Annotated in this window: 24 protein-coding genes; 21 read left to right on the top strand and 3 right to left on the bottom strand. The window is 49.4% G+C overall.

Annotated elements, in window-relative coordinates; genetic code table 11:
- Positions 1–7 precede the first annotated feature (7 nt).
- The 10 genes from IV54_RS03310 to IV54_RS03265 all read left to right on the top strand — a co-directional run bounded on the left by IV54_RS03310 (position 8) and on the right by IV54_RS03265 (position 6,904).
- A complete protein-coding gene (locus tag IV54_RS03310; protein ID WP_057877972.1) occupies positions 8–640 on the top strand; it encodes a nicotinate-nucleotide adenylyltransferase in 633 nt (210 codons plus the stop codon).
- A complete protein-coding gene (gene yqeK, locus IV54_RS03305; protein WP_057877971.1) occupies positions 633–1,244 on the top strand; it encodes a bis(5'-nucleosyl)-tetraphosphatase (symmetrical) YqeK in 612 nt (203 codons plus the stop codon). The genes IV54_RS03310 and yqeK overlap by 8 nt, the downstream gene beginning before the upstream one ends.
- Positions 1,245–1,274: 30 nt before the next feature.
- Positions 1,275–1,637 (top strand): ribosome silencing factor, encoded by a 363-nt coding sequence (gene rsfS / locus IV54_RS03300; RefSeq protein ID WP_057877970.1) that lies wholly within the window; start codon positions 1,275–1,277, stop codon positions 1,635–1,637.
- Complete coding sequence (locus IV54_RS03295) at positions 1,634–2,377, top strand: class I SAM-dependent DNA methyltransferase (RefSeq protein ID WP_057877969.1); 744 nt, start codon at positions 1,634–1,636, stop codon at positions 2,375–2,377. Before rsfS ends, IV54_RS03295 begins: the two co-directional genes overlap by 4 nt.
- A gap of 4 nt (positions 2,378–2,381) precedes the next feature.
- A complete protein-coding gene (locus IV54_RS03290) occupies positions 2,382–3,551 on the top strand; it encodes a nucleotidyltransferase (RefSeq protein ID WP_057877968.1) in 1,170 nt (389 codons plus the stop codon).
- Between the two features lie 52 nt (positions 3,552–3,603).
- The gene (locus tag IV54_RS03285; protein WP_057877967.1) at positions 3,604–4,158 is read left to right on the top strand and encodes a YceD family protein; all 555 of its coding nucleotides are present in this window, start codon (positions 3,604–3,606) and stop codon (positions 4,156–4,158) included.
- Positions 4,159–4,225: 67 nt separating this feature from the next.
- Complete coding sequence (rpmF, locus tag IV54_RS03280; RefSeq protein ID WP_057877966.1) at positions 4,226–4,414, top strand: 50S ribosomal protein L32; 189 nt, start codon at positions 4,226–4,228, stop codon at positions 4,412–4,414.
- 120 nt (positions 4,415–4,534) lie between these two features.
- A complete protein-coding gene (locus tag IV54_RS03275; protein ID WP_157054342.1) occupies positions 4,535–5,362 on the top strand; it encodes a Cof-type HAD-IIB family hydrolase in 828 nt (275 codons plus the stop codon).
- Between the two features lie 5 nt (positions 5,363–5,367).
- A complete protein-coding gene (locus IV54_RS03270) occupies positions 5,368–6,006 on the top strand; it encodes an HAD family hydrolase (protein ID WP_057877965.1) in 639 nt (212 codons plus the stop codon).
- A 322-nt stretch (positions 6,007–6,328) separates the two neighbouring features.
- Entirely contained in the window at positions 6,329–6,904 is a 576-nt protein-coding gene (locus IV54_RS03265) for a matrixin family metalloprotease (protein WP_162259313.1), read from the top strand.
- 68 nt (positions 6,905–6,972) lie between these two features.
- Here IV54_RS03265 and adhP read toward each other — a convergent pair whose 3' ends face one another.
- Entirely contained in the window at positions 6,973–7,989 is a 1,017-nt protein-coding gene (gene adhP, locus IV54_RS03260) for an alcohol dehydrogenase AdhP (protein ID WP_057877963.1), read from the bottom strand.
- Between the two features lie 415 nt (positions 7,990–8,404).
- Between adhP and IV54_RS03255 the strand changes: the two genes are divergently transcribed.
- From IV54_RS03255 to IV54_RS03245, 3 genes are all read left to right on the top strand, one after another.
- A complete protein-coding gene (locus IV54_RS03255; protein ID WP_057877962.1) occupies positions 8,405–9,091 on the top strand; it encodes a response regulator transcription factor in 687 nt (228 codons plus the stop codon).
- Positions 9,088–10,719: a HAMP domain-containing sensor histidine kinase gene (locus IV54_RS03250; RefSeq protein WP_057877961.1), complete on the top strand. Its 1,632-nt coding sequence runs from the start codon at positions 9,088–9,090 to the stop codon at positions 10,717–10,719. Before IV54_RS03255 ends, IV54_RS03250 begins: the two co-directional genes overlap by 4 nt.
- A gap of 159 nt (positions 10,720–10,878) precedes the next feature.
- The gene (locus IV54_RS03245; RefSeq protein ID WP_057877960.1) at positions 10,879–11,283 is read left to right on the top strand and encodes a YxeA family protein; all 405 of its coding nucleotides are present in this window, start codon (positions 10,879–10,881) and stop codon (positions 11,281–11,283) included.
- 218 nt (positions 11,284–11,501) lie between these two features.
- On the opposite strand, the gene yidC is transcribed toward IV54_RS03245, so the two are convergent.
- Positions 11,502–12,407: a membrane protein insertase YidC gene (gene yidC, locus IV54_RS03240; protein ID WP_057877959.1), complete on the bottom strand. Its 906-nt coding sequence runs from the start codon at positions 12,405–12,407 to the stop codon at positions 11,502–11,504.
- Positions 12,408–12,511: 104 nt separating this feature from the next.
- Positions 12,512–12,784 carry an acylphosphatase gene (locus IV54_RS03235; protein ID WP_057877958.1) on the bottom strand — a complete coding sequence of 91 codons (273 nt, stop codon included), beginning with the start codon at positions 12,782–12,784 and terminating at the stop codon, positions 12,512–12,514.
- Positions 12,785–12,893: 109 nt separating this feature from the next.
- Between IV54_RS03235 and IV54_RS03230 the strand changes: the two genes are divergently transcribed.
- From IV54_RS03230 to greA, 8 genes are all read left to right on the top strand, one after another.
- Entirely contained in the window at positions 12,894–13,661 is a 768-nt protein-coding gene (locus tag IV54_RS03230) for a TrmH family RNA methyltransferase (RefSeq protein WP_057877957.1), read from the top strand.
- Positions 13,662–13,784: 123 nt separating this feature from the next.
- Positions 13,785–14,282 carry an HD domain-containing protein gene (locus tag IV54_RS03225; protein ID WP_057877956.1) on the top strand — a complete coding sequence of 166 codons (498 nt, stop codon included), beginning with the start codon at positions 13,785–13,787 and terminating at the stop codon, positions 14,280–14,282.
- A gap of 33 nt (positions 14,283–14,315) precedes the next feature.
- The gene (locus IV54_RS03220) at positions 14,316–14,681 is read left to right on the top strand and encodes a winged helix-turn-helix transcriptional regulator (RefSeq protein ID WP_057877955.1); all 366 of its coding nucleotides are present in this window, start codon (positions 14,316–14,318) and stop codon (positions 14,679–14,681) included.
- A gap of 385 nt (positions 14,682–15,066) precedes the next feature.
- A complete protein-coding gene (pheS, locus tag IV54_RS03215) occupies positions 15,067–16,113 on the top strand; it encodes a phenylalanine--tRNA ligase subunit alpha (RefSeq protein WP_057877954.1) in 1,047 nt (348 codons plus the stop codon).
- Positions 16,114–16,122: 9 nt separating this feature from the next.
- On the top strand, positions 16,123–18,531 hold the full coding sequence (pheT, locus tag IV54_RS03210; RefSeq protein WP_057877953.1) for a phenylalanine--tRNA ligase subunit beta: 2,409 nt from the start codon (positions 16,123–16,125) through the stop codon (positions 18,529–18,531).
- A gap of 138 nt (positions 18,532–18,669) precedes the next feature.
- Entirely contained in the window at positions 18,670–19,827 is a 1,158-nt protein-coding gene (gene mltG / locus IV54_RS03205) for an endolytic transglycosylase MltG (RefSeq protein WP_057877952.1), read from the top strand.
- A gap of 15 nt (positions 19,828–19,842) precedes the next feature.
- A complete protein-coding gene (gene udk, locus IV54_RS03200; protein ID WP_404819859.1) occupies positions 19,843–20,514 on the top strand; it encodes a uridine kinase in 672 nt (223 codons plus the stop codon).
- A gap of 230 nt (positions 20,515–20,744) precedes the next feature.
- Positions 20,745–21,206, top strand: a complete 462-nt coding sequence (greA, locus tag IV54_RS03195; protein ID WP_373875081.1) for a transcription elongation factor GreA — start codon at positions 20,745–20,747, stop codon at positions 21,204–21,206.
- Positions 21,207–21,343 lie beyond the last annotated feature (137 nt).

Here is a 21,343-nt window from a genome sequence, read left to right as displayed (position 1 = left end):
GGCAGTCGTGGTTAAAATTGCAGAGCAAACGAGTACGCAGGTCGCGACGCAAATGGCAGCGACCGCTAAGAAACGCCGTATCGGTATTCTTGGTGGGACCTTCAATCCGCCACATCTGGGTCATCTCGTCATCGCCGATCAAGTCGCAACCCAGTTAGGGCTCGACAAGGTTTTGTTTATGCCTGATGCTGAACCACCTCACGTGGATCGCAAGATTGCGATTCCAGCGGCCGACCGAGTTGCCATGGTTAAGGCAGCTATCAAGGACAATCCACGGTTTGCCCTTGAGTTGACCGAAGTTGAGCGGGGCGGCAAGAGCTATTCGTATGACACGATGTTGCAATTAACCCGGGCTCACCCGGAGAATCAATATTACTTCATTATCGGGGGCGACATGGTTGCCTACCTACCGAAGTGGTATCGAATCAATGATCTTTTAAAATTAGTACAGTTTGTCGGCGTCTGTCGGCAGGGTTTCACTCACGAGTCGCCGTATCCGGTACTTTGGGTGGATGTGCCCCAGATTGGGATTAGTTCGACCATGGTTCGCGATCAGGTTCGGCGGGGACAATCCGTGCGCTACCTGGTACCCACGATGGTGGACCTCTATATAAAGGAGCATCTGTTATATCGTGACTGAGTTAAATTATCAGCAGCATATTTTTTCTGGGACTCGGGCGGCTCTGATTGCGGAGCTGAAGCAGGCGTTGCGTCCTAAACGATTCCAGCACGTTCTGCGGGTTGAACAGACAGCCATCTCGTTGGCTCAAGCCAATGGCGTTGATATAGAAAAAGCCAGTATTGCTGGCCTGATCCACGATTACGCCAAGCAGCGGCCCGACGAGGACTTCTTGGCGGCGATCACGGCTTACCATTTACCAGCAGAACTTCGTCAATATGGGAATGCCATTTGGCATGGTGTCGTGGGGGCGGAACTCATCAAACGTGAGCTTCACATCTATGATGAAGATGTCTTGAACGCCGTACGTCACCACACGACCGGTGCGGTCTACATGACGCCACTGGAACAGATTGTGTACATGGCCGATTACATCGAGCCAGCTCGTGACTTCCCCGGTGTTAATGCGGCTCGGAAACTCACCGCAGAAAACTTGGGTGCGGGGGTGGCCTTTCAGGCCCAACACACACTACAATATTTAGTCGCTCACAGTTTGGCCGTTTACCCGGCCTCGCTGGACACTTACAATGCCTGGGTTCCCCGGTATGCAGAAGAATTAAAATAAACGAAAACAAGTTATGAGAGGAGTGCTTGCATGGATAGCAAGTCAGTACTAGAAATCGCAGTTAAGGCTGCGGATAATAAGCGCGCGGAGGATATGACCGCGTTAGATATGTCTAAGGTTAGCCTCATGGCCGACTACTTCCTAATTATGGAAGCAACCTCAAGTCGACAAGTCCAAGCGATTGCCGATGAGATCGTGGATCACATGAATGAAAACAACGTGCCAATCAAGGACGTTGAAGGGAAGAATGAAGCCAGTTGGATCTTGATTGATTTGGGTGACGTCATCGTGCACGTCTTCCAGCGAGACCAACGTGGTCACTATAACTTAGAGAAGCTCTGGTCTGATGCACCTGAAGTGGACTTGAGCCAATGGGTAGAGGCTGAGGTATGATTTATCAAACCTTTGCCGAGCTTTACGACGAATTGTTTGATCCAGCCATGTACGATCAATGGCTGGATTTTGTCGCCCAACGTGTCGATCCCAAAGACGGGGACCTGTTAGATCTCGCCTGTGGGAGTGGCCGTTTGGGCGTGCTATTGGCACAGAAGGGCTATCAGGTCAGTGGGCTGGATCTCTCAGAAGAGATGTTGACACTGGCTGCGAAGCACGCTGCCGAAGCCGAAGTGACGATGCCCTTGATGGCTGGGGATATGCTCGATCTGTCGATGATTGGCACCTATCAGACCGTGACGTGTTTCGCGGACTCGTTCTGTTACTTGCCCGATCTGGGCGCGGTTACGCAAGCTTTCCATCAAGTGCAACAACACCTTGCAGTCGGGGGGAAGTTCCTCTTTGACGTGATTACGCCGCACCAAACGGATGACGTCTATCCGGGGTACATGTACAATTACGTGGATGACGAACGAGCCTTCATTTGGACCAGTTATGGCATCGAGGATGAACCTCATGCTGCTGAACATGACTTGACCTTCTTTACGCAAAACGAAGAAACCGGCGATTATCGTAAGGTGACGGAACTCCATCACGAGCGGACTTATGACCTCGTGGATTACCGTCAAGCCTTGACGCAAGCCGGTCTCACGGTACAACGAGTGAGTGCCGACTTTGGCAATGCCGAGGTGGCGCCGGACACGACTCGCTGGTTCTTCGAGGTTACGCGGGAGGCCTAGGGACATGACGTTACATGCAGTGGGGATTGTCGCTGAATATAATCCGTTTCATAACGGGCATGCCGATCAGATTCGTCGGGCGAAGACCACGACGGGGGCTGATGTGGTGGTGGCCGCGATGAGTGGTAACTGGGTCCAACGCGGTGAACCGGCGCTCATGGACAAGTGGGAGCGGGCACAAGCTGCGCTGACTGGTGGCGTCGATCTGGTGGTCGAACTGCCAAGTGCGATCGCCATTCAACCAGCGAATCTCTTTGCCGCTGGTGGTGTGGCCATTTTAGGGGCCTTAGGGTGTGATTGGTTAGCTTTTGGAACCGAACACCCAGACCTGGATTATGATCGCCTGATGGCAAATCTGCCGACGGATCCGGCCACCTTTAAGCGCTATGATCAGACCTATGCCCAGTTATTTCAAGGCTATCTCAAGGATCAAACGGGAATTGCCCTTGAGGATCCCAATGATATCTTGGGATTCTTCTATACGTTGGCTAATCGGCAACAGGGGCAGTCCTTGCGACTCGTTCCTTTGTCCCGTCGGGGGAGTCAGCACGGTGATCAGACAATCACAGCGGCGAGTCCGTTTGCCAGTGCGACTGCTATCCGTTCTGCGGCCCTTGAACACGACTGGGGGGCAATTACCCCGGTTGTGCCTGCAAGCACGCTAGCGGCACTCCAGACGGCTCAACTAACCGACTGGGAAGATTTCTGGCCAGCGTTACAGTACCAACTTGTGAGCGGTCATGTGACTGATTTGCGGCAGTATTATCAGATTACGGAGGGTATCGAGTATCGTCTGCAGCGCGCGGCACTCGACAGTGTCAGCTTTGCAGCCTTTATGCAGGCTGTGAAGACGAAACGCTACACCTATACCCGTTTACAGCGACAGGCAACATATCTGTTGGGTCAGATCAAGCCAGCGGAGATGGTCGCCGAGCCGCAATATCTGCGGGTTTTAGGTTATTCGGATCGTGGGCAGGCTTATCTCCATCAGATTAAGAAGCAAGTCGCATTGCCACTGATCAGCCGCGCTGATCGGGCGTGGTTAAATGGGGCCGGCGCTTTGGATAATCGGTTGGGGGCGATTCGTACCTTGATTACCGGTGTCCCACAGGATTATGGTCGAATTCCCGTAAAAATAGCGGATTCTGATCGACTATCAAGGAAATTACCTTGACATCATTATTTTTGACAGGTATAATTTATCACGTTGCATTGGAGGGATTACGATGAAATGGTCATTGACCGAGCTACGAAGAAGTCACCGTAACGACCCGTTGGCGTTTGATGAGACTTTAGATTTACGCGCCGATTTGATGGAACGATACGGCGAAGAGGTCTTAGACCTCGGTCCCGTCCACGTCAAGGGTCAAGTATCCGTGATTACGGGTGGTGACGTTGTCGTTGACGCACAGGTTACTGCGGACTTAACGGTCCCATCCAGCCGGTCACTTACACCGGTGGACTTACCAGTAGCCTTTAACATGACGGAATTTTATGTGTCCGACCCGGAAGCCACACAGCGGTTTGAGAAAACTGATGTGGTGATGGTGGTCAAAGATGACCTGATCGATTTCGACAAGGCCATCGGGGACAACATTATTTTAGAAATTCCGATGCACATTCTTTCAGACACCGAGAAGCAAGGTGCCGCAATGCCAACCGGTGATGACTGGGCGGTCGTTGCGGAAGCTGATCTTGCTAAGGTCGAGAAGGAAAATCAATCAGTTGATCCACGTCTTGCAAAGTTAAAAGATTTCTTCCCTGATCAGGATGATCAATAATCGCCTTTGTAAGCCTTAAAAATTTTTTCACTAGTGGATATAATTTTATTAAAAGGAGGTGTTTTCTTTGGCTGTACCAGCACGGAAAACGTCTAAGACGAAGAAGCGTATGCGTCGGGGTCACATTAAGTTGGCTACCCCAGGTTTGACTCCTTGCCCAAACTGTGGTGAATTACGTAAGTCACACATGGTTTGCCCAAGTTGCGGTTTCTACGATGGCCGTCAGGTCGTTGCGGTTAAGAACGCAAACAACTAATTTTAACGAATTAGCAATAAGAAACTCCCATGAAGTCCGCGGCTTCTGGGAGTTTTTTTGTCATTTCAATTAAAAAACAGGTATAATGACGTCACTGACTACTATCCGAGGAGTGAAATTTTGGGAACTAAATTAATCGCGACCGACTTAAACGGGACGCTACTACACAATGACCAGAGCTTCAATCAGATCCTCTTTAAGGAAACCCTTCAGGCCCTTGATCAACGGGGGATTCAGCTGGTGTTGTCGTCTGGCAATCAATTTGCCCACCTGAAGCAACTCTTCAAGGACGTCATGGCTGACAACTTAGCGATCGTGGCGGAGAATGGGGCATCTATCTATCTTAAAGGTAAACAGGTCTTTGATGGCAGTCTGACGGACGAACAGGTTCATCAGTTTGTGACGGTTGATCGCCAGCAGGCGGTACTAGCGAATGCGTATATCATCTTGGTGGGACAGAATGGATCTTATACCGAGACTGGTGCCCCGCAAGTGTTGCTTGATGCTGCGGCCAAGTTCTATGACAATCTCCAACAGGTTGATGATCTGGCAACGGTGACCGATCGCATCAAAAAGATCAGTGTCTCAACAGCACCGGGACAGGCGGCTGAACTAGTGACAGCCCTCAATGCCTATTTTGATGGCCGGTTGCGCGCCCATGACAGCGGCTATGGCGTGGTTGATGTCGTCGGGGCAAACGTTGGTAAGCTTCCTGCCGTCCAGTGGTTAGCCCGGCATTTTGACGTGCCGGCTGACGATATCATGGCCTTTGGCGATGGTGATAATGATCTGTCCCTGATCACTTATGCTGGCCAAGGCTGGGCCATGGCCAATGCGCCGGCAAGAATCCGGGAGGCAGCGCCGCAGACCACCAGTCTCGACAACGAGCATGATGGTGTCCTACGAACGATTCAAGCGGTATTGTTCGCAGATGATTTGACGAGGTGAGTGAGATGAAAAACTTCTTTTTTGATTTTGATAGTACCTTGGCAGATACCCGTAATGTTGCGGTGTTGTCGACGCAACGCGCCTATGAAGCGCAAGGGCTAGCCATTCCTAGTCGCGAGGCCGTCGTGAGCTACATGGGCGTGCCGATCGAAGTCTCTTTTGCTAAAATGGCGAAGGAAGATTTGAGCGACCAAGATCTGGAGGACCTTTATACGGTCTTTCGTTCGCAGTACCATGTCACGGAGCAAGAAGGGATTACCTTGTTCGACGGCATAGCAACGGCGTTGGAACAATTAACCCAACGGGGAGCTAACCTCTACGTGGTGTCCAGCAAGCATTCGGTTCCTCTTCGGCGTAATCTCGATCAAGTGGGATTAAACGGGACGTTTGCGGCGGTGAGTGGGTCGGATACGGTAGACCACTACAAGCCGGCCCCGGATGGTATCTGGAATCTGGTCACTCGGTTTGACCTAGACTTGGCGGAGAGTGTCATGATTGGCGATGCCAAGTATGACATGCAGATGGGCCATAATGCTGGGGTAGCTACCGCAGCGGCCATGTGGGGAGCGGCAGATCCCGATTCAGTCAAGGCAGAACAGCCGACGTATCTATTAAAGACCCCAGCAGACTTGCTAACGATATAAATGAGCTTGAAGACGGACCGACTGGTTCCGTCTTTTTTAATTTCAAATTTTTAACAAATTCTCATATGATCGAAAGGTTGTGCACAATTATATAGTTCTGGCGGTCGGCTGATTAAAATATAATAAGACTAATTATCGGCGGCGCAAAAATAAAAGTTAGCGTCGCAGGATTTGGGCATTGGATAAGATATCTCTAGGGATTAGCGGCTAAAGCGGCTAAACTAGTTTTTAATCATAAGAGACAAGGAGATTACCGATGACCAAACGTCGATGGGGACTGCTCGTTATAGTTGTTGTGTCACTCGTATTTTTAATTTGGGAAATGCCGCGTAACTTTCACGCCAGCCTGATTCAGGCTGAACATGCTGTGCGGAAATTAGAGACAGCGCTTCCACGGCCCAAGGATGGCGCACCAACACCAATTGAAAAAATTGCCGGCGAACATCCGCTTCGGCGAACCTATTATTATCATTTTGACGCCAAGGTTCCCAGCGTGGTGCGGCCGGCCTTTAAGAAGGCGGTGGCCGTCTACAATCAAACCGGGGCGGTTCGTTTAATTCCAGGAAAACCGCGGGGACGCCAGAATGGGATTACCTTCTTTACCTATCACCGCGAGGTCGATGACCGGCGACCGGACTATTTAGAATTGGGTGAGGGTGGGCCCGAGATCGAGCACTACGTCGGTCTGGGAACCTACACCATCAATCGGGCCCATGCGGGGATGAACCTGGCGCACCCACAGACCGGGATTCGAGCGTCGGTGGCGATTCACGAGGTCGGGCACGCCATCGGTCTCGACCACAGTCAAAGTCGCCGTTCGGTCATGTATCCCATGGATCAAGGGCACTTAAAACTCTCGGCGGCGGATCTGAAAACACTACACGCTTTGTACATCTAAAAAAGATCAGCAAAAAGCCCGCTCTGTCACGGAGAGCGGGCTTTTCATGGAAGTATTGAAGTTTTTAATTACTTAGTAAAGTCAACGACCATCCGGCCAACAATCTTGTTAGCTTTCATTTCGTCAATGATGTCATTAACTTCATCCAAACGACGGGTCTGAACGATTGGGTGAACTTTACCTTCGGCACCAAATTGGAAGGTTTCGGCTAAGTCTTGACGAGTTCCAACCAGGGAACCACGTACGGAGATACCATCCAAGACAGTCTTGGCAATGTTTAATTCCATGTCACCTTGTGGTAAAGCAACGGCAACTAACTTACCATCTGGCTTCAAAGCGTTAACGGATTGCGTGAAGGCATCCTTGTTAACCGCAGTGACTTGGGCGTTGTTGACACCGCCGACCTTTTCTTGGATCTGTTCAGCAACGTTGTCGTCATGACGGTTGATCAGGAGTTCAGCACCGTTTTCCTTAGCAGCAGCTAATTTGTCAGGGTTACCATCAACGGCAACGACGTGGGCACCGAAGACGTTGTGGGCGTATTGAATAGCCAGGTTACCTAAACCACCGGCACCAACAACTTCAACCCATTGGCCTGGCTTCGTTTCGCCGACCTTGAGGGCCTTGTACATGGTTACACCGGCACAGGTAAGGGAAGTTGCTTCGACTGGGTCCAAGCCTTCTGGAACCTTAACGGCGTAGTTGGCATCAACGATACATTCTTCAGCCATGGCACCGTCAACAGTGAAACCAGAGTTCTTGACGTTACGGCAAAGCGTTTCGCGGCCAGTCAAGCAGTATTCACAGTGGCCACAGCCCTTGAAGAACCAAGCGATAGAAACACGGTCACCGATCTTTAAGTTGTCAACATCGTCGGCAACTTGGATAACACGACCAACACCTTCATGGCCAATGATCCGGCCTGGTTGCTTACCGAAGTCACCAGCGGCAACGTGCAAGTCGGTGTGGCAAAGACCACAATATTCCATCTTAACTAAGGCTTCACCGTGGGTGATGGGACGTAAGGTAACATCTTTAATATCAACGTAACCGTCAACTGAATCGCGAATAACTGCTGCTTTCATAATTTAAGACTCCTTTTTATTTTGTCTACAAGGCTAGTATACTAAATTCGCTCTCAATTTCAAGTGAAAAAATGAACAAAAAATAAATAATTTTCAAATGCCGTCGCCCCGGGGCCCGTCACCACCGGATCAATCAGAATATTCTCTGACTAACCGAATGTGAAGCAACGTGCAGATAGACTTTCAGAAGCAAGATAGCCAAATGGGTACAACCGGTTGCATTTTCCTTTTTGGCTTTTTGACAAGGACCAGAAGGTTTAATAATTAGATAAATATGAAAGGGATGGTGGTTTTCGCATACAATTATGAGAAACTATGATAAAATTAAATGTTGAAATGAATATCGGACGTCCTTGTCGCTGGTGGTTTTGCGGCGACTCGAACGCAGTTAACCAACCAGAGGAGTTAAAGTGCAATGAGTCGAATTTTAATTATCGAAGATGAAAAAAATCTTGCTCGCTTTGTTGAGCTAGAACTAAAGCACGAAGGCTATGAGACCAACGTGCAGTTTAACGGACGGACAGGGTTGGAGGCAGCCTTGTCACAGGATTTTGATGTGATTCTGCTCGACCTGATGCTCCCCGAACTGAATGGGATTGAAGTGGCTCGTCGGGTCCGTGAAGTGAAGAGCACGCCAATTATCATGATGACCGCCCGAGATTCCGTGATCGATCGCGTTTCTGGGTTAGACCATGGGGCCGATGACTACATTGTGAAGCCATTTGCCATTGAAGAACTCTTGGCTCGGGTCCGGGCACTCTTACGGCGGATTCACCTTGAGGGCGAACAAAAGAACACCAAGCAAACTACGGTTAAATTCAAGGACTTAACCATCGAAAAGGAAAACCGGATTGTTCGGCGTGGCGATGAAGTGATCAACCTCACGAAGCGAGAATACGAATTACTCCTGGCCTTAATGGAAAATATCAACGTGGTGTTAGCGCGTGACGTGCTGTTAACCAAGGTTTGGGGTTATGAATCCGAAGTCGAAACCAACGTGGTCGACGTCTACGTGCGTTACCTACGAAATAAAATTGATGTTCCTGGCCAGAAGAGTTACATCCAGACAGTCCGTGGGACAGGGTACGTGATGCGGTCGTGAAAGCAACTGAATTAGAACAGGAAACGGAAGAACAGCCTAAAAAGCGGGGCTTCCGTCTTTCTTTGAAATGGGAATGGACCCTGTCCACCGCACTTGGGGTGCTTGTCATCTTCGCGGTTATCATCATTCTTATTTTTAACAGTTTTATGACGGTGTTAATGCGGCAGGAACGGACTCACGTGGCGGATTCACTGAACGTTGTCGTGGAGCGCTTGAGCAGTCAGAAAAAGGCGTTGTCGAGTGGCCAAGTTGACGAATTGTTGCGACCACGGACAGTCTTGGCTGACGAACCCAGTGGCAAAGGAAAAGGGACCATGCCTTACAACAATGCTGTTTTATCGACATTGTCGCGGGATAGTCAGACGGTGACGGTGTACGATACCCAAGGTCAAATTCTCTATGCGACCGACAAGACCGTGGCCCCATTTAAGACCTCTTCACACCAGCGCATTGGCGTGAAGACGATCAACAAGGTGAAACACCTTGTGGGGCGGATGCCCATCCGCAGTAAGCAAGGAAACCGCTTGTTAGGCTACGTGCAAGTGACCGACAATCTGAAAGATTATCGGGCGACACAGGTGAAACTTTACCAGGTTGCCTTGGTGCTTGGTCTGATTGCGGGACTGGCGGCAGCGATCTTGAGCTACATTTTGGCGTCATTTCTACTGCGGCCAGTAGAAGCCATCAGAGAGACCATACATGCCGTTAGAGAGGACCCACAGACTGACCGGCGAGTACCCGAGATTCGGCATACCGATGAGCTCAGCGACCTGGGAACGCTGTTTAACGACATGTTAGACACAACCCAGGGGTATATGGACCAACAACAGCAGTTCGTGGAGGACGTTTCTCACGAATTGCGAACGCCGGTGGCGATTATTCAAGGCCACATGGAAATGTTGGATCGCTGGGGAAAAGACGATCCAGAGGTCTTAGACGAGTCGATCAAGGCTTCTCTGCAGGAAACGAAGCGGATGAAGAGCCTGGTCCAAGAGATGTTAGATCTCCAACGGGCTGAACAGATTGAAGTCAACTATACCAATGAGGTGACCAACGTCAGTGAGGTTGTCCAACAGGTCTACGATAACTTCAAGATGATTCATCCAGACTTCACGTTTATTCTGGACGACGATGTTCATCGTCCAGTTCAGGTGCAAATTTACCGAAACCATTTGGAACAGATTCTGATTATTCTCCTGGATAATGCGGTCAAGTACACTCAGGCGCGTAAGGAGATTCACCTGACGTTCGAGAGTGACATGCGTAACGTTGAGGTTGCGGTTCAGGACTTCGGTGAAGGGATCTCGCAACAGAATATGGATCGCGTCTTCAATCGGTTCTATCGTGTTGACAAGGCCCGTTCTCGAACCAAGGGTGGTAATGGGTTAGGCTTGGCAATTGCCAAGCGCTTGATTGAGGCCTACCATGGACGAATTAACATCGAAAGTGCGGTCGGTCACGGTTCCGTATTCCGGATTTCGTTACCGATTTTGCCAGATGCGACGGCAAAGATCTTAAATGCCAAAAAAGAACAGGCCCAGGCAATCGCCAATGGTAATGTGCCAACTGGCATTAAGTCGGCCTTGCTGGAAGATGACACCGATCATTCGGAAGATCCAAAGTCCTAATTATCATGAAAGACAGTGTTGTGAGTCGCGGAGGTTTTGTCCGCGACTTTTTTGCTGTCAAAAAAAGCGATCATGGGGTTGACAGGTTAGCCAAGAATGGGTATTCTAAGATAACTAGTTAGTTAGTCTAGTAACTAAGCAACTTGGAGGAAGCTATTCATGAAAATTCTTAAAACGTTATTGACCATTGTGGGGACACTGCTAATTTTGTTGGCAATTGGGGCCATCTTTGCCCCAGCCATGACCCGTAATCGGGGGAGTGAGATGGCTATGGCACTCGACAACGTCAATCCCTGGGTGAAGAATGAAACGGTGTATGCTGACACCACGAGTCAGCCGATCAAACATTTTATCGGGGGTGGCGGTGAGGATGAGTACACCTATGTGTTACAAACTTACAACGAACAAGGTAAATCACGGAAGCTGACTTTTGACGCGCAATGGAAACTCAAACCACATCATTACCTAAAAATTGAAACCAAGGGACAAAATGTCGAAACTTGGAAAGCTGTCGAACGCGAAAGTGTTCCCAGCGGTGTGCGGCAGAACCTGATGATGAGCTAAAATTGCAGGCTATTAATGCTGATGTTAAGCATATTGCTATTAGCAATAAACAATCTATTTATTCCGATAATTTCGTGACTATAATGGGCTGTTAGGCTGCTTATCTAGAGTGATTTGAGATAACTGAATGGATTAAGTCTAAAGGAGAAAATTCAAATATTGTTAGATACAAAAAGGGCCATTACTGAGTTTTCAGTAATGGCCCTTTTGAAATGACTTTATTTGTGATGTTGTTGCTTACCAGCGTTACGTTGGCGATTTTTCTGTTGAACTTGTTTCTTAGCAGCTTTAACTTCAGTTGGCTTGACGATTGGCACCTCAACGACTGGCTTTGGATTCTTGGCCATTTGGTCACTGATTTCACGTCGGATACGGGGCCGGTAGAAGTTAATGATTAAGGTTTGCACACAGGCAAACAGTCCACCGACGAAGAAGTAAAGTCCCAGACCAGCAGGTGAACTCATTGTGAAGAACAAGATCATGATGGGGGACATCAGCATCGCCGTTTGCATTTGCTTCTTCTGTTCAGCAGGCACGCCCAATGTGGAGAGATAACCTTGCAACAGGTAGGCAGCAAAGGACAAGATGGCGAGAATCCAACTGGACTTTCCTAAAGGAATCCCGAAAAAGGCAGCCTTGGAAAGTTCTGGTGAATACCGGATAGCCGCATAGAGGGCAGCGAAGATTGGCATTTGAATCAACAGTGGCAGGCAACCGAGACCACCGGTCATGCTAATTCCATTGTTCTTGTAAACAGCCATAATGGCTTGGCCGGCTGCAGCCTTTTCTTCTTGAGTCTTGGCATTCTTTTGCATTTCTTGGTACTTGGCCAGTTGTGGTCGAATCATTGAAACCTTTTCTTGTTGAACGGTAGCGCTACGCATCTGGCGAACCATGACGGGCAATAGAATCATCCGAACGAGGAAGGTTAGGACGATGATGGCCCAGCCATAGCTACCACCAAAGGCGTTAGCAAGCCAGTCCATGACGTGCTGTCCAGGAACGGCGAGATAATCGTAGACAAAGCCGTATGGTTTACCATTCTTAGTCTGCACACAACCGCTGAGGACTAAGGCTAGTCCCGCCAATGCGGCGGTTACCGAGACCTTTTTGGAAATCTTCATATTTAATTTGAACCCCTTTTTAGTAAACGATGTAGAGCGCGCACGCCCCCAAACGACGAAATCGTCATTAACAGTCAACATATTACTTGATCTGACGCCGTTTTTCAAATAATAATCTGGAAGTCAGAAAACTTATGTAAGGGGAGCGGGGTGACACTGAGCCGATCCACCACAATCCAAGGAGTCAGTCCCCGCTTGAGCTGGACAACGAGTTGGGCAAGTTGGTCTGCTGACCCGGTGGCGATCAGTTCTACTTGACCGTCGCGACGGTTACGCACGGTGCCGGTCAGTCCGATTTGCTGGGCCAATTGGCTGGCCGACCAGCGAAAGCCGACGCCCTGAACCCGGCCAGCAACTATGATTTTTTGCGTTTCCAAGGCGAATAACCTCCTATGAAAAGATTTAGGTTAATCATACCGCGAGTGCTCAGGTCTGCCTAGTGGTGTGGTAAAATTAGAAAAAAGTAACGGATGGGAGTAATCAAAGGTGAGAGAACGGATTACATCGAGTCAAAATAAACGGGTCAAGCAATGGCGGGCCTTAACGACGAAGAAGGGACGCAAGGCCACACAGACGTACCTCTTAGAAGGCTGGCATTTGGTGCAGGAGGCCATTAAGGCTCGTCTTCCACTCACGGCCATCATGGGGACTGAAGAGCAGCTCACGGCACATGAGGGGGCTTTCCCAGCGGTCCCCATTTACGAATTGACGGACAGTATTGCCCAAACGATCGGGGATACCAGTACGCCACAGGGAATCTTTGCAACGGCATCCATGCCTAACGACGACCACGTTGATCCGAAGCAAGCCAGTGGCATCTGGTTATTCTTGGATCAAGTTCAAGATCCCGGAAACATTGGCACCATGGTGCGGACTGCCGATGCGGCCGGCCTGACCGGCGTTGTCTTGGGGCGTGGAAGTGTTAGTCGTTTTCTACCCAAAGTGCTACGTTCCATGCAGGGAAGCCAATTTCACATTCAGTTAGTCGAAGGTGACCTTCACGACTGGATCACGGCTTTTACGGAACGTGATTTACCCGTCTATGGGACCAATCTGGACCCGCAGGCCAAGGACTATCGTGACGTGCCCAGCCTGAGTCAGGGTGCCATTGTTATGGGAAATGAAGGCAATGGGATGGCCCCCGATCTGCAACGGATGACCACACAGAACCTTTACATTCCGATTAAGGGACAGGCAGAGTCATTGAACGTTGCCATTGCTGCTGGGATCGTGATGTTTCGTCTGGCCGAATAAGGTTAAGAAAGGGTTAACCACGGTCGATCACGAGCAATTTGGTTGCTTTTTGCGCCAAAGGCAGTATGATATAGTGTAATTGAGAGACAAAAAATCATAATCTATATGAAAAGGAAGCATTCTATGAACAAACTTACTTGGCGTGATGACCCCGAGTACCTTGCCTTAGTTTCTGACTTGTTGGAAAAGGAGCCGGTCCAACGCCTGGCGAATTACACCCAGCACCACCATTCGACACGCTTGGAACATTCTATTTCGGTGTCGTATAACAGCTATTTGATTGCAAAGAAACTTGGTTTGAATACCCGGGCCACTGCACGAGGTGGTTTGTTACATGATCTCTTCTATTATGATTGGCGAACGACGAAGTTTAACTTAGGGTCCCATGCTTTTATCCACCCACGGGTGGCTTTACGTAATGCTGAGAAGCTGACGGACTTAAGCCCGATGGAAAAGGATATCATTCTGAAGCACATGTGGGGGGCAACCCTGGCTATGCCGAAGTACCGGGAAAGTGCCATTGTGTCGTTGGTCGACGATTACGAAGCTGTCCACGAATTCTGTGGACCAGCACGCAAGCGGGTCCACACGTTGGTTGAAAAGTTAACGCCGAACGCCTAGTTTCGTTGAAACGCGGATGGGGGCGAGTTGAATATGCAAACAGTACCATCAAATACAGCCACGGGTTCCGGAGTGGACTTCTCACTCTGCCCGCGGTTTGAACGAACCTTTTCCTTCCTAGGAAAGAAGTGGAATGGCCTCATTATTGAAGTGCTTCTGCAGGAAGGGCCACAGCGGTTCCGGGATTTGGCCCGGAAAGTGCCCCGCTGTAGCGACCGTGTGTTAGTTGAGCGGCTTAAGGAGTTAGAGGTTAATGGCGTCATTTTACGACGTACCTTTCCTGACAATTCGTTGATTGAATACGAGTTGACCACCAAGGGTGCCGAACTTAAGGATGTCATGACCGCCATTCATGCCTGGTCGGACAAGTGGTCTTGTCCTGTTGAAGAAGACCAGTAGGTGTTGACAGCGACGCCAAAATTCGCTAGGCTATGACATGTAATAATTTAAAGACGATGATAGAAAAGCAGTAGCCGGTGCAATTTGTCAGGAAGAGTTTGCCTTGATTGGAAGCAAACTTCAAATTACTTGGGTGAATTCAGTTCTTGAGTTGTAATCGGGAGTCATGGAGACGTGATGAATGATTGACCGGTGAGTGACCGTTATCACTTCTGAGTGTGGTTGGTGCTTTTTGAGTACCGACTGAATCAGGGTGGTACCGCGAAGCTTCGTCCCTAGTTATGGGGACGGAGCCTTTTTTGTAAAAAGAGGTGCCAATTTTGGCCTCAAATCTCGTCGAAGGGTATGTTAGCTAGATTATTGTTAGATAAATGGAGGATGACGTATGTCGTTAAAAGATAAACTCAGCGAGCTGCGGCAACGCGGTTTAGCAGATATCAAGCAATCAACAGATTTAAAAGACGTTAATCAAGTGCGTGTCCAGCTTTTAGGAAAGAAGGGTCCCATCACCGAAGTTCTTCGGGGAATGCGTGACCTGGATACCGCTGAACGACCAAAGGTGGGGGCGTTTGCCAATGAGATCAGAGATGATCTGACAGCTGCCTTGACGCAACGTAAGGAAGAATTGGAACAAGCCGTTTTGAACGCCCAATTGGCTAAGGAAACCATCGATGTTTCCTTGCCAGGGACACCGGTTGCCAAGGGTGAACCCCACGTGATCCAGCAGATTGTGGATCAGATTGAGGACTTATTCTTGGGGATGGGTTATCAAGTTCTGAGTGGTCCCGAAGTCGAAGAAGACAAGTACAACTTTGAAATGATGAACTTGCCGAAGAACCATCCAGCCCGTGACATGCAGGATACCTTCTACATCACGAAGGAAATCTTGATGCGGACGCAGACGTCACCAATGCAAGCCCGGGCGATGGAAAAGCACGACTTCAGCAAGGGGCCTTTGAAGATGATCTCCCCAGGGGTCGTTTACCGGCGTGATACCGATGATCCAACCCACTCCCACCAATTCCATCAGGTGGAAGGCTTGGTTATCGACAAGCACGTCACCATGGCTGACTTGAAGGGAACGTTGCAGGTCTTGGCCCACGAATTATTCGGGGACAAGTTCGACGTTCGTTTACGGCCAAGTTACTTCCCATTCACTGAACCTTCAGTCGAAGCCGACATTACCTGCTTCAACTGTGGCGGTAAGGGTTGCAAGGTCTGCAAGAATACTGGCTGGATCGAAGTCTTAGGTGCCGGTATGGTTCATCCGAACGTCTTGAAAATGGCTGGCGTGGATCCCGACGTTTACGGCGGATTCGCCTTTGGGGTTGGTCCCGATCGCTTTGCGATGTTGAAGTACGGTGTCGATGACATCCGGAACTTCTACCTCAATGATGTCCGGTTCCTCACACAATTTACGAAGAAAGGATAGTCGCCAACCATGAAGATTTCATACAATTGGATTAAAGAATATTTAGATTTAGACGCTAAGCCCGTTGACTTGGCCGAAAAGATTGAACGGACCTCCGTTGAAGTCGATGACGTGACCAAGCCTAGCGATGGGTTAAAGAAGATCGTGGTCGGCCACGTCCTGTCAGTTGAAGCCCATCCTGATTCCGATCACCTGCACATCTGTCAGGTCGATGTCGGGGAAGCAGAACCCTTACAGATTGTCTGTGGGGCGCCGAACATTGCTGAAGGGCAAAATGTGATCGTGGCTTTACCTGGCTCACGGATCGCCAACAACGTGAAAATTAAAAAATCTAAGATGCGTGGTGTCCCATCTGCTGGGATGATCTGTGCCTTACAGGAAATTGGCTTCAGTGAAGATGTTGTACCTAAGGCGTACGTAGACGGCATTTACGTTTTGCCAGAAGATGCTACTCCCGGGGATGCCGTTTACGACTACCTGGGTATGAACGACAGCCTGATCGACCTGGATGTCACCCCTAACCGTGGGGATATGTTGAGTCTTTACGGGACGTTGCATGACTTGGCTGCCATTTACGACAAACCAGTTGAATTAGACCATCCAGAGGTCAAAGAAGATGGTGCTGCGATTGACGACCAATTGGCCGTTCACGTGGATGACGCGCTGTCCTCACAATACCGGATGCGTCTGGTGAAGAATTTGAAATTGGCCCCAAGTCCAATGTGGCTACAGATTCGTCTGTGGAACGCGGGGATGCGGCCAATCAACAACGTGGTTGATATCACGAACTACATTATGTTGAAATACGGGCAACCCCTGCATGCTTTTGACTATGACAAGTTCAATGGCGAAGATGTTTACGTTCGGACGGCTAAGGCTGGTGAAAAGTTAACCACCTTAGATGAAAATGACCACGACCTCGACGAAAATGACATCGTGATTGCTGACCAAAAGGGGCCTATCGGCTTGGCTGGTGTCATGGGTGGTTTGGACGCTTCGATTCAGGAAGGCACGACCACGGTGGCAATTGAATCCGCCGTCTTCGAACACGACCACATCCGGAAGGCAGCCCAACGGCATCATCTTCATACGGACGCTTCCCAACGCTTTGAACGGGGCGTTAACCAAGCTGGTGTGCAAGAGGCCTTGGACGCTGCCGCTCAGATGATGAACGAACTCGCTGGTGGGGAAGTCCAAAAGGGCACTGTCGTTGGCAGTCACAACATTCCTGAACCCGCCGTTATCAACCTTACATTGACGCATGTCAACGCCATTCTCGGAACGGCATTGACCATGGACCAAGTTTCCCATATTCTGGAAAGCTTAGGCTTCGAAGTCACGATCAGCGCGGATACTCTGACGGTAACGGTTCCGGTGCGTCGTAATGACATTCACATCCCAGCCGACTTGTTGGAAGAAATCGCCCGGATTTACGGGTATGATCAATTGCCAGCAACGTTACCAACTGGCCGGATGACGATGGGTTCCCTGACGGCTAAGCAACGCTTAGTGCGGGCTACTCGGAAGTCTCTGGAAGGTTTAGGCCTCAACCAGGCGATTTCATATGCCTTAACGACGGCCGACAAAGCTAAGATGTTCATGATGCAGGCCAGTGAGACCACTGAATTGGCTTGGCCAATGACGGTGGATCACGCGGTCCTGCGGATGAACCTCATTACCGGCTTGTTAGACGATATCGCCTACAACTCTGCTCGGAAGGTCAAAGATGTGGCCTTATACGAACAGGGGCGGGTCTTCTATCGTGAGGACGGTCAAGATCGTCCCGCTGAAGAGGAACACATCGCCGGTGCCATCACGGGAACCTTACTACCTGCTGCGTGGAACCAACCAGCAAAGCCGGTCGACTTCTTCCAAATGAAGGGGATCGTGGCGGCCTACCTCAAGGATATGGCCGTTAATGGTGATGTGACTTACGTGCCAAATGCTGACATGCCAGAGATGCATCCAGGACGGACCGCGGACATTTTAGTTCACGGCCACCGGATCGGATTCTTAGGTGAGGTTCACCCATCGATTGCCAAGAAGTTCAAGGTCGGCGCAACCTACGTCTTCGAATTAAACCTGCAGGCGATTGTGGATATGCCAAAACAAGAAAATCAATACGATGTTATTTCTCGTTACCCAGCGATCACCCGTGACATTGCGATGCTGGTGGACAACGACATTACCAACGAACAGATCGTGGCGTTAATCGAACGTCGCGGTGGGGCCTTCCTCCAATCCGTCAAGCTGTTTGACGTTTACGATGGGGTTAAGGTGCCGAAGGGCAAGAAGTCCTTGGCTTACACGTTAACGTATCAAGACAAGCATGAGACACTGGTGGACGACGCCGTGACCCAAGCCTTTGACAAGGTGTCCAAGCGTCTTGAAGAAGAACTTGGTGCCGAAATCCGTTAATTTGTTTACTTTAGACGCGTTTGATTCTCTCTTGAGAGTTGAGCGCGTCTTTCCTATAAGTCCTAAAGATTACAATTTTATCAAAGTAGCGCTTTCATGTTTCCGCGAGCGGGGAACTTCTGTATAATGGAGTGGACTATGGCAAAGAACGGAGGAAATAAGTTGGATAATGACAAAAATCCCATCCCGTCACGGCAGGATTCGGGTAACAAACGGTCGTTTGGCCACAAGATTATGGTCGGGGTGATTAGCCTGATAGTAATTTTAGCCGTTGTAATTGGATTCTTTGGGTATCATTTCTTCCAGACGGCGTTAAAGCCCATGGATACGAAGAATACCAATGTGGTACAGGTTCACGTTCCCCTGGGCGCCACATCCAATAAGATTGGCCAGATTCTTCAGGATAAGAAAGTCGTCAAGAGCGGCATGGTGTTTAACTACTACGTTAAATCCAATAAGTTCACGAACTTTCAGGCCGGTTATTATCAACTCAAGCCCTCAATGACCTTGCATCAGATTGTCAAGCAGTTGCAGAAGGGTGGTTCGGCTGAACCCATCCAAAGCACGGCGGGCAAGCTTTTAGTTCGCGAAGGGGAAACGGTGGACCAACTGGCCGCCGAAATCCCAATTCAAACGGACTTCACCAAGACGGAATTTCTCAAGTTGATGGGTGATGAGACCTTCTTCAACCAGCTCGCTGAAAAGTACCCAGACCTGTTGGGTTCCGCTAAGTCAGCGAAGAATGTTCGCTATCGGTTAGAGGGTTACCTGGCACCAGCCACTTATGAGGCTGGCAAGAAGATGACGCTCAAGCAGATCGTGACGCAGATGGTCGCCAAGACCAATCAGAACCTGCAAGGCAACTATGCGACAATTAAGAAGCAAAAGTACAGTGTGCAGGAAGTCTTGACGTTGGCCTCATTGGTTGAACGTGAAGGGGTATCGCAAAACGATCGTGACAAGATCGCGGGTGTCTTCTTTAACCGGCTGAAGGCTGGGATGGCCTTACAGTCAGATATTTCAGTTCAATATGCCTTGAAGACCACCAAGAAGACGTTGACCTACAAGGATTTGAAGAAAAAGTCACCCTACAACCTGTACATTCACACGGGCTTCGGGCCTGGACCTTTTGATAATCCAAGTACCTCGTCGATTACGGCGGTGCTTCACCCGAAGGCCCGTAGCAAGGGGTATTACTACTTCATTGCCAATACCAAGACGGGGAAGGTTTACTTCTCAGAAACCTATGCCCAGCATCAAGCATTAACCAGTTCACTAGCAAGCGATAATAAATAAAGGATGGCGACAGATTTGGCAGGAAAAAAGCGACCGATCATTATTGGTGTTACCGGGGGTTCCGGAAGTGGGAAGACCACTGTTAGTCGGGCAATCTTCAATCAGTTGATTGGACATTCGATCATGATCTTACAACAAGATTCATACTACAATGACCAGTCAGAAATGACCATGGAAGAACGGGCAGCCGTGAACTACGACCACCCACTGGCCTTCGATACGGATTTGTTAATCAGTCAGTTACAACAACTGCTGAACTACCAACCCATCGAAAAACCAGTCTATGACTACAATCTTTCGACGCGAAGCACCAAGACTATCCACCAAGAACCGCGTGATGTCATCATTTTGGAAGGTATTCTAATCTTAGATGACGAACGTCTACGGGATTTGATGGATATCAAAGTCTTCGTCGATACTGACGATGACATCCGGATCATTCGTCGGATCGAACGGGATATGAATGAACGGGGTCGCTCCTTAGATTCCATCATCCAGCAGTACTTAGCGACGGTTAAGCCAACGTACCACCAATTCGTGGAACCAACGAAACGGTATGCCGATCTCATCGTGCCAGAAGGTGGGGAAAACCAAGTGGCAATTGACCTCTTGGTCACGAAGATTCGGGCCATCCTCGAAGCTAATGGGAATCACCAAGTTTTTGACAATCCAGACACAACCATATAGAATAGGACGGGTTAGCTGCAACTGGGCTAACCTTTTGTGAACTTAACCAAAATTCAGTGTGTAAAAGGGACGACTAGCCGGTCAGCACTAATGGCGTTGATTCGGCATCGGCGGCCTTTTTAGCACACTTTTCGGTGAGATAGCATCGACAAAGACTAGCGACCCGCCAGATGGCAGGGCGACTAAATTAAAACTAATAATTAGGGGTGTTCAGCGTGGCACAAGATAAAATGTATCCAATGACTGAAGAGGGTAAAGAAAAACTCGAAAAGGAACTCGAAGACTTAAAGATGGTTCAACGACCTAAGGTTATCGACCGTATCAAGATCGCCCGGTCATACGGGGACCTTTCCGAAAACTCCGAATACGAATCAGCCAAGGACGAACAAAGTATGTTAGAAACCCGGATCAGCACGGTTGAACGGATGATCCAATACGCCCAAATCATTGATAATGATGGCACTGACAAGGACGAGTTAACGGTGGGTAAGAAGGTTACCTTCAAGGAATTACCAGATGAAGAACCTGAAGAATACACCATCGTGGGAGCTGCTGAGGCCGATCCTATGGCCGGCAAGATTTCTAACGACTCGGCCATTGCCAAGGGCCTGTTAGGCCACCGCAAGGGTGATGAAGTCACCTTCCCAACACCTGGTGGGGATATGTCCGTTAAGATCTTGGACGTGGAATAAAAGAGTGTGCCAAAAGGCGCTTAGCTGGCTAGCATTAACGGTGATTTCCGAATAATCCCTTTTTGGGGGATTGTTTGGAAATCAGTGTTAAGCGGAACCAACTGCCTTCTGGCACACGTTTCGACAATTTAAATTCA

The organism is Levilactobacillus paucivorans (assembly GCF_001437125.1).
Classification (GTDB): domain Bacteria; phylum Bacillota; class Bacilli; order Lactobacillales; family Lactobacillaceae; genus Levilactobacillus; species Levilactobacillus paucivorans.
This window is presented reverse-complemented; position numbering and strand designations above follow the sequence as displayed.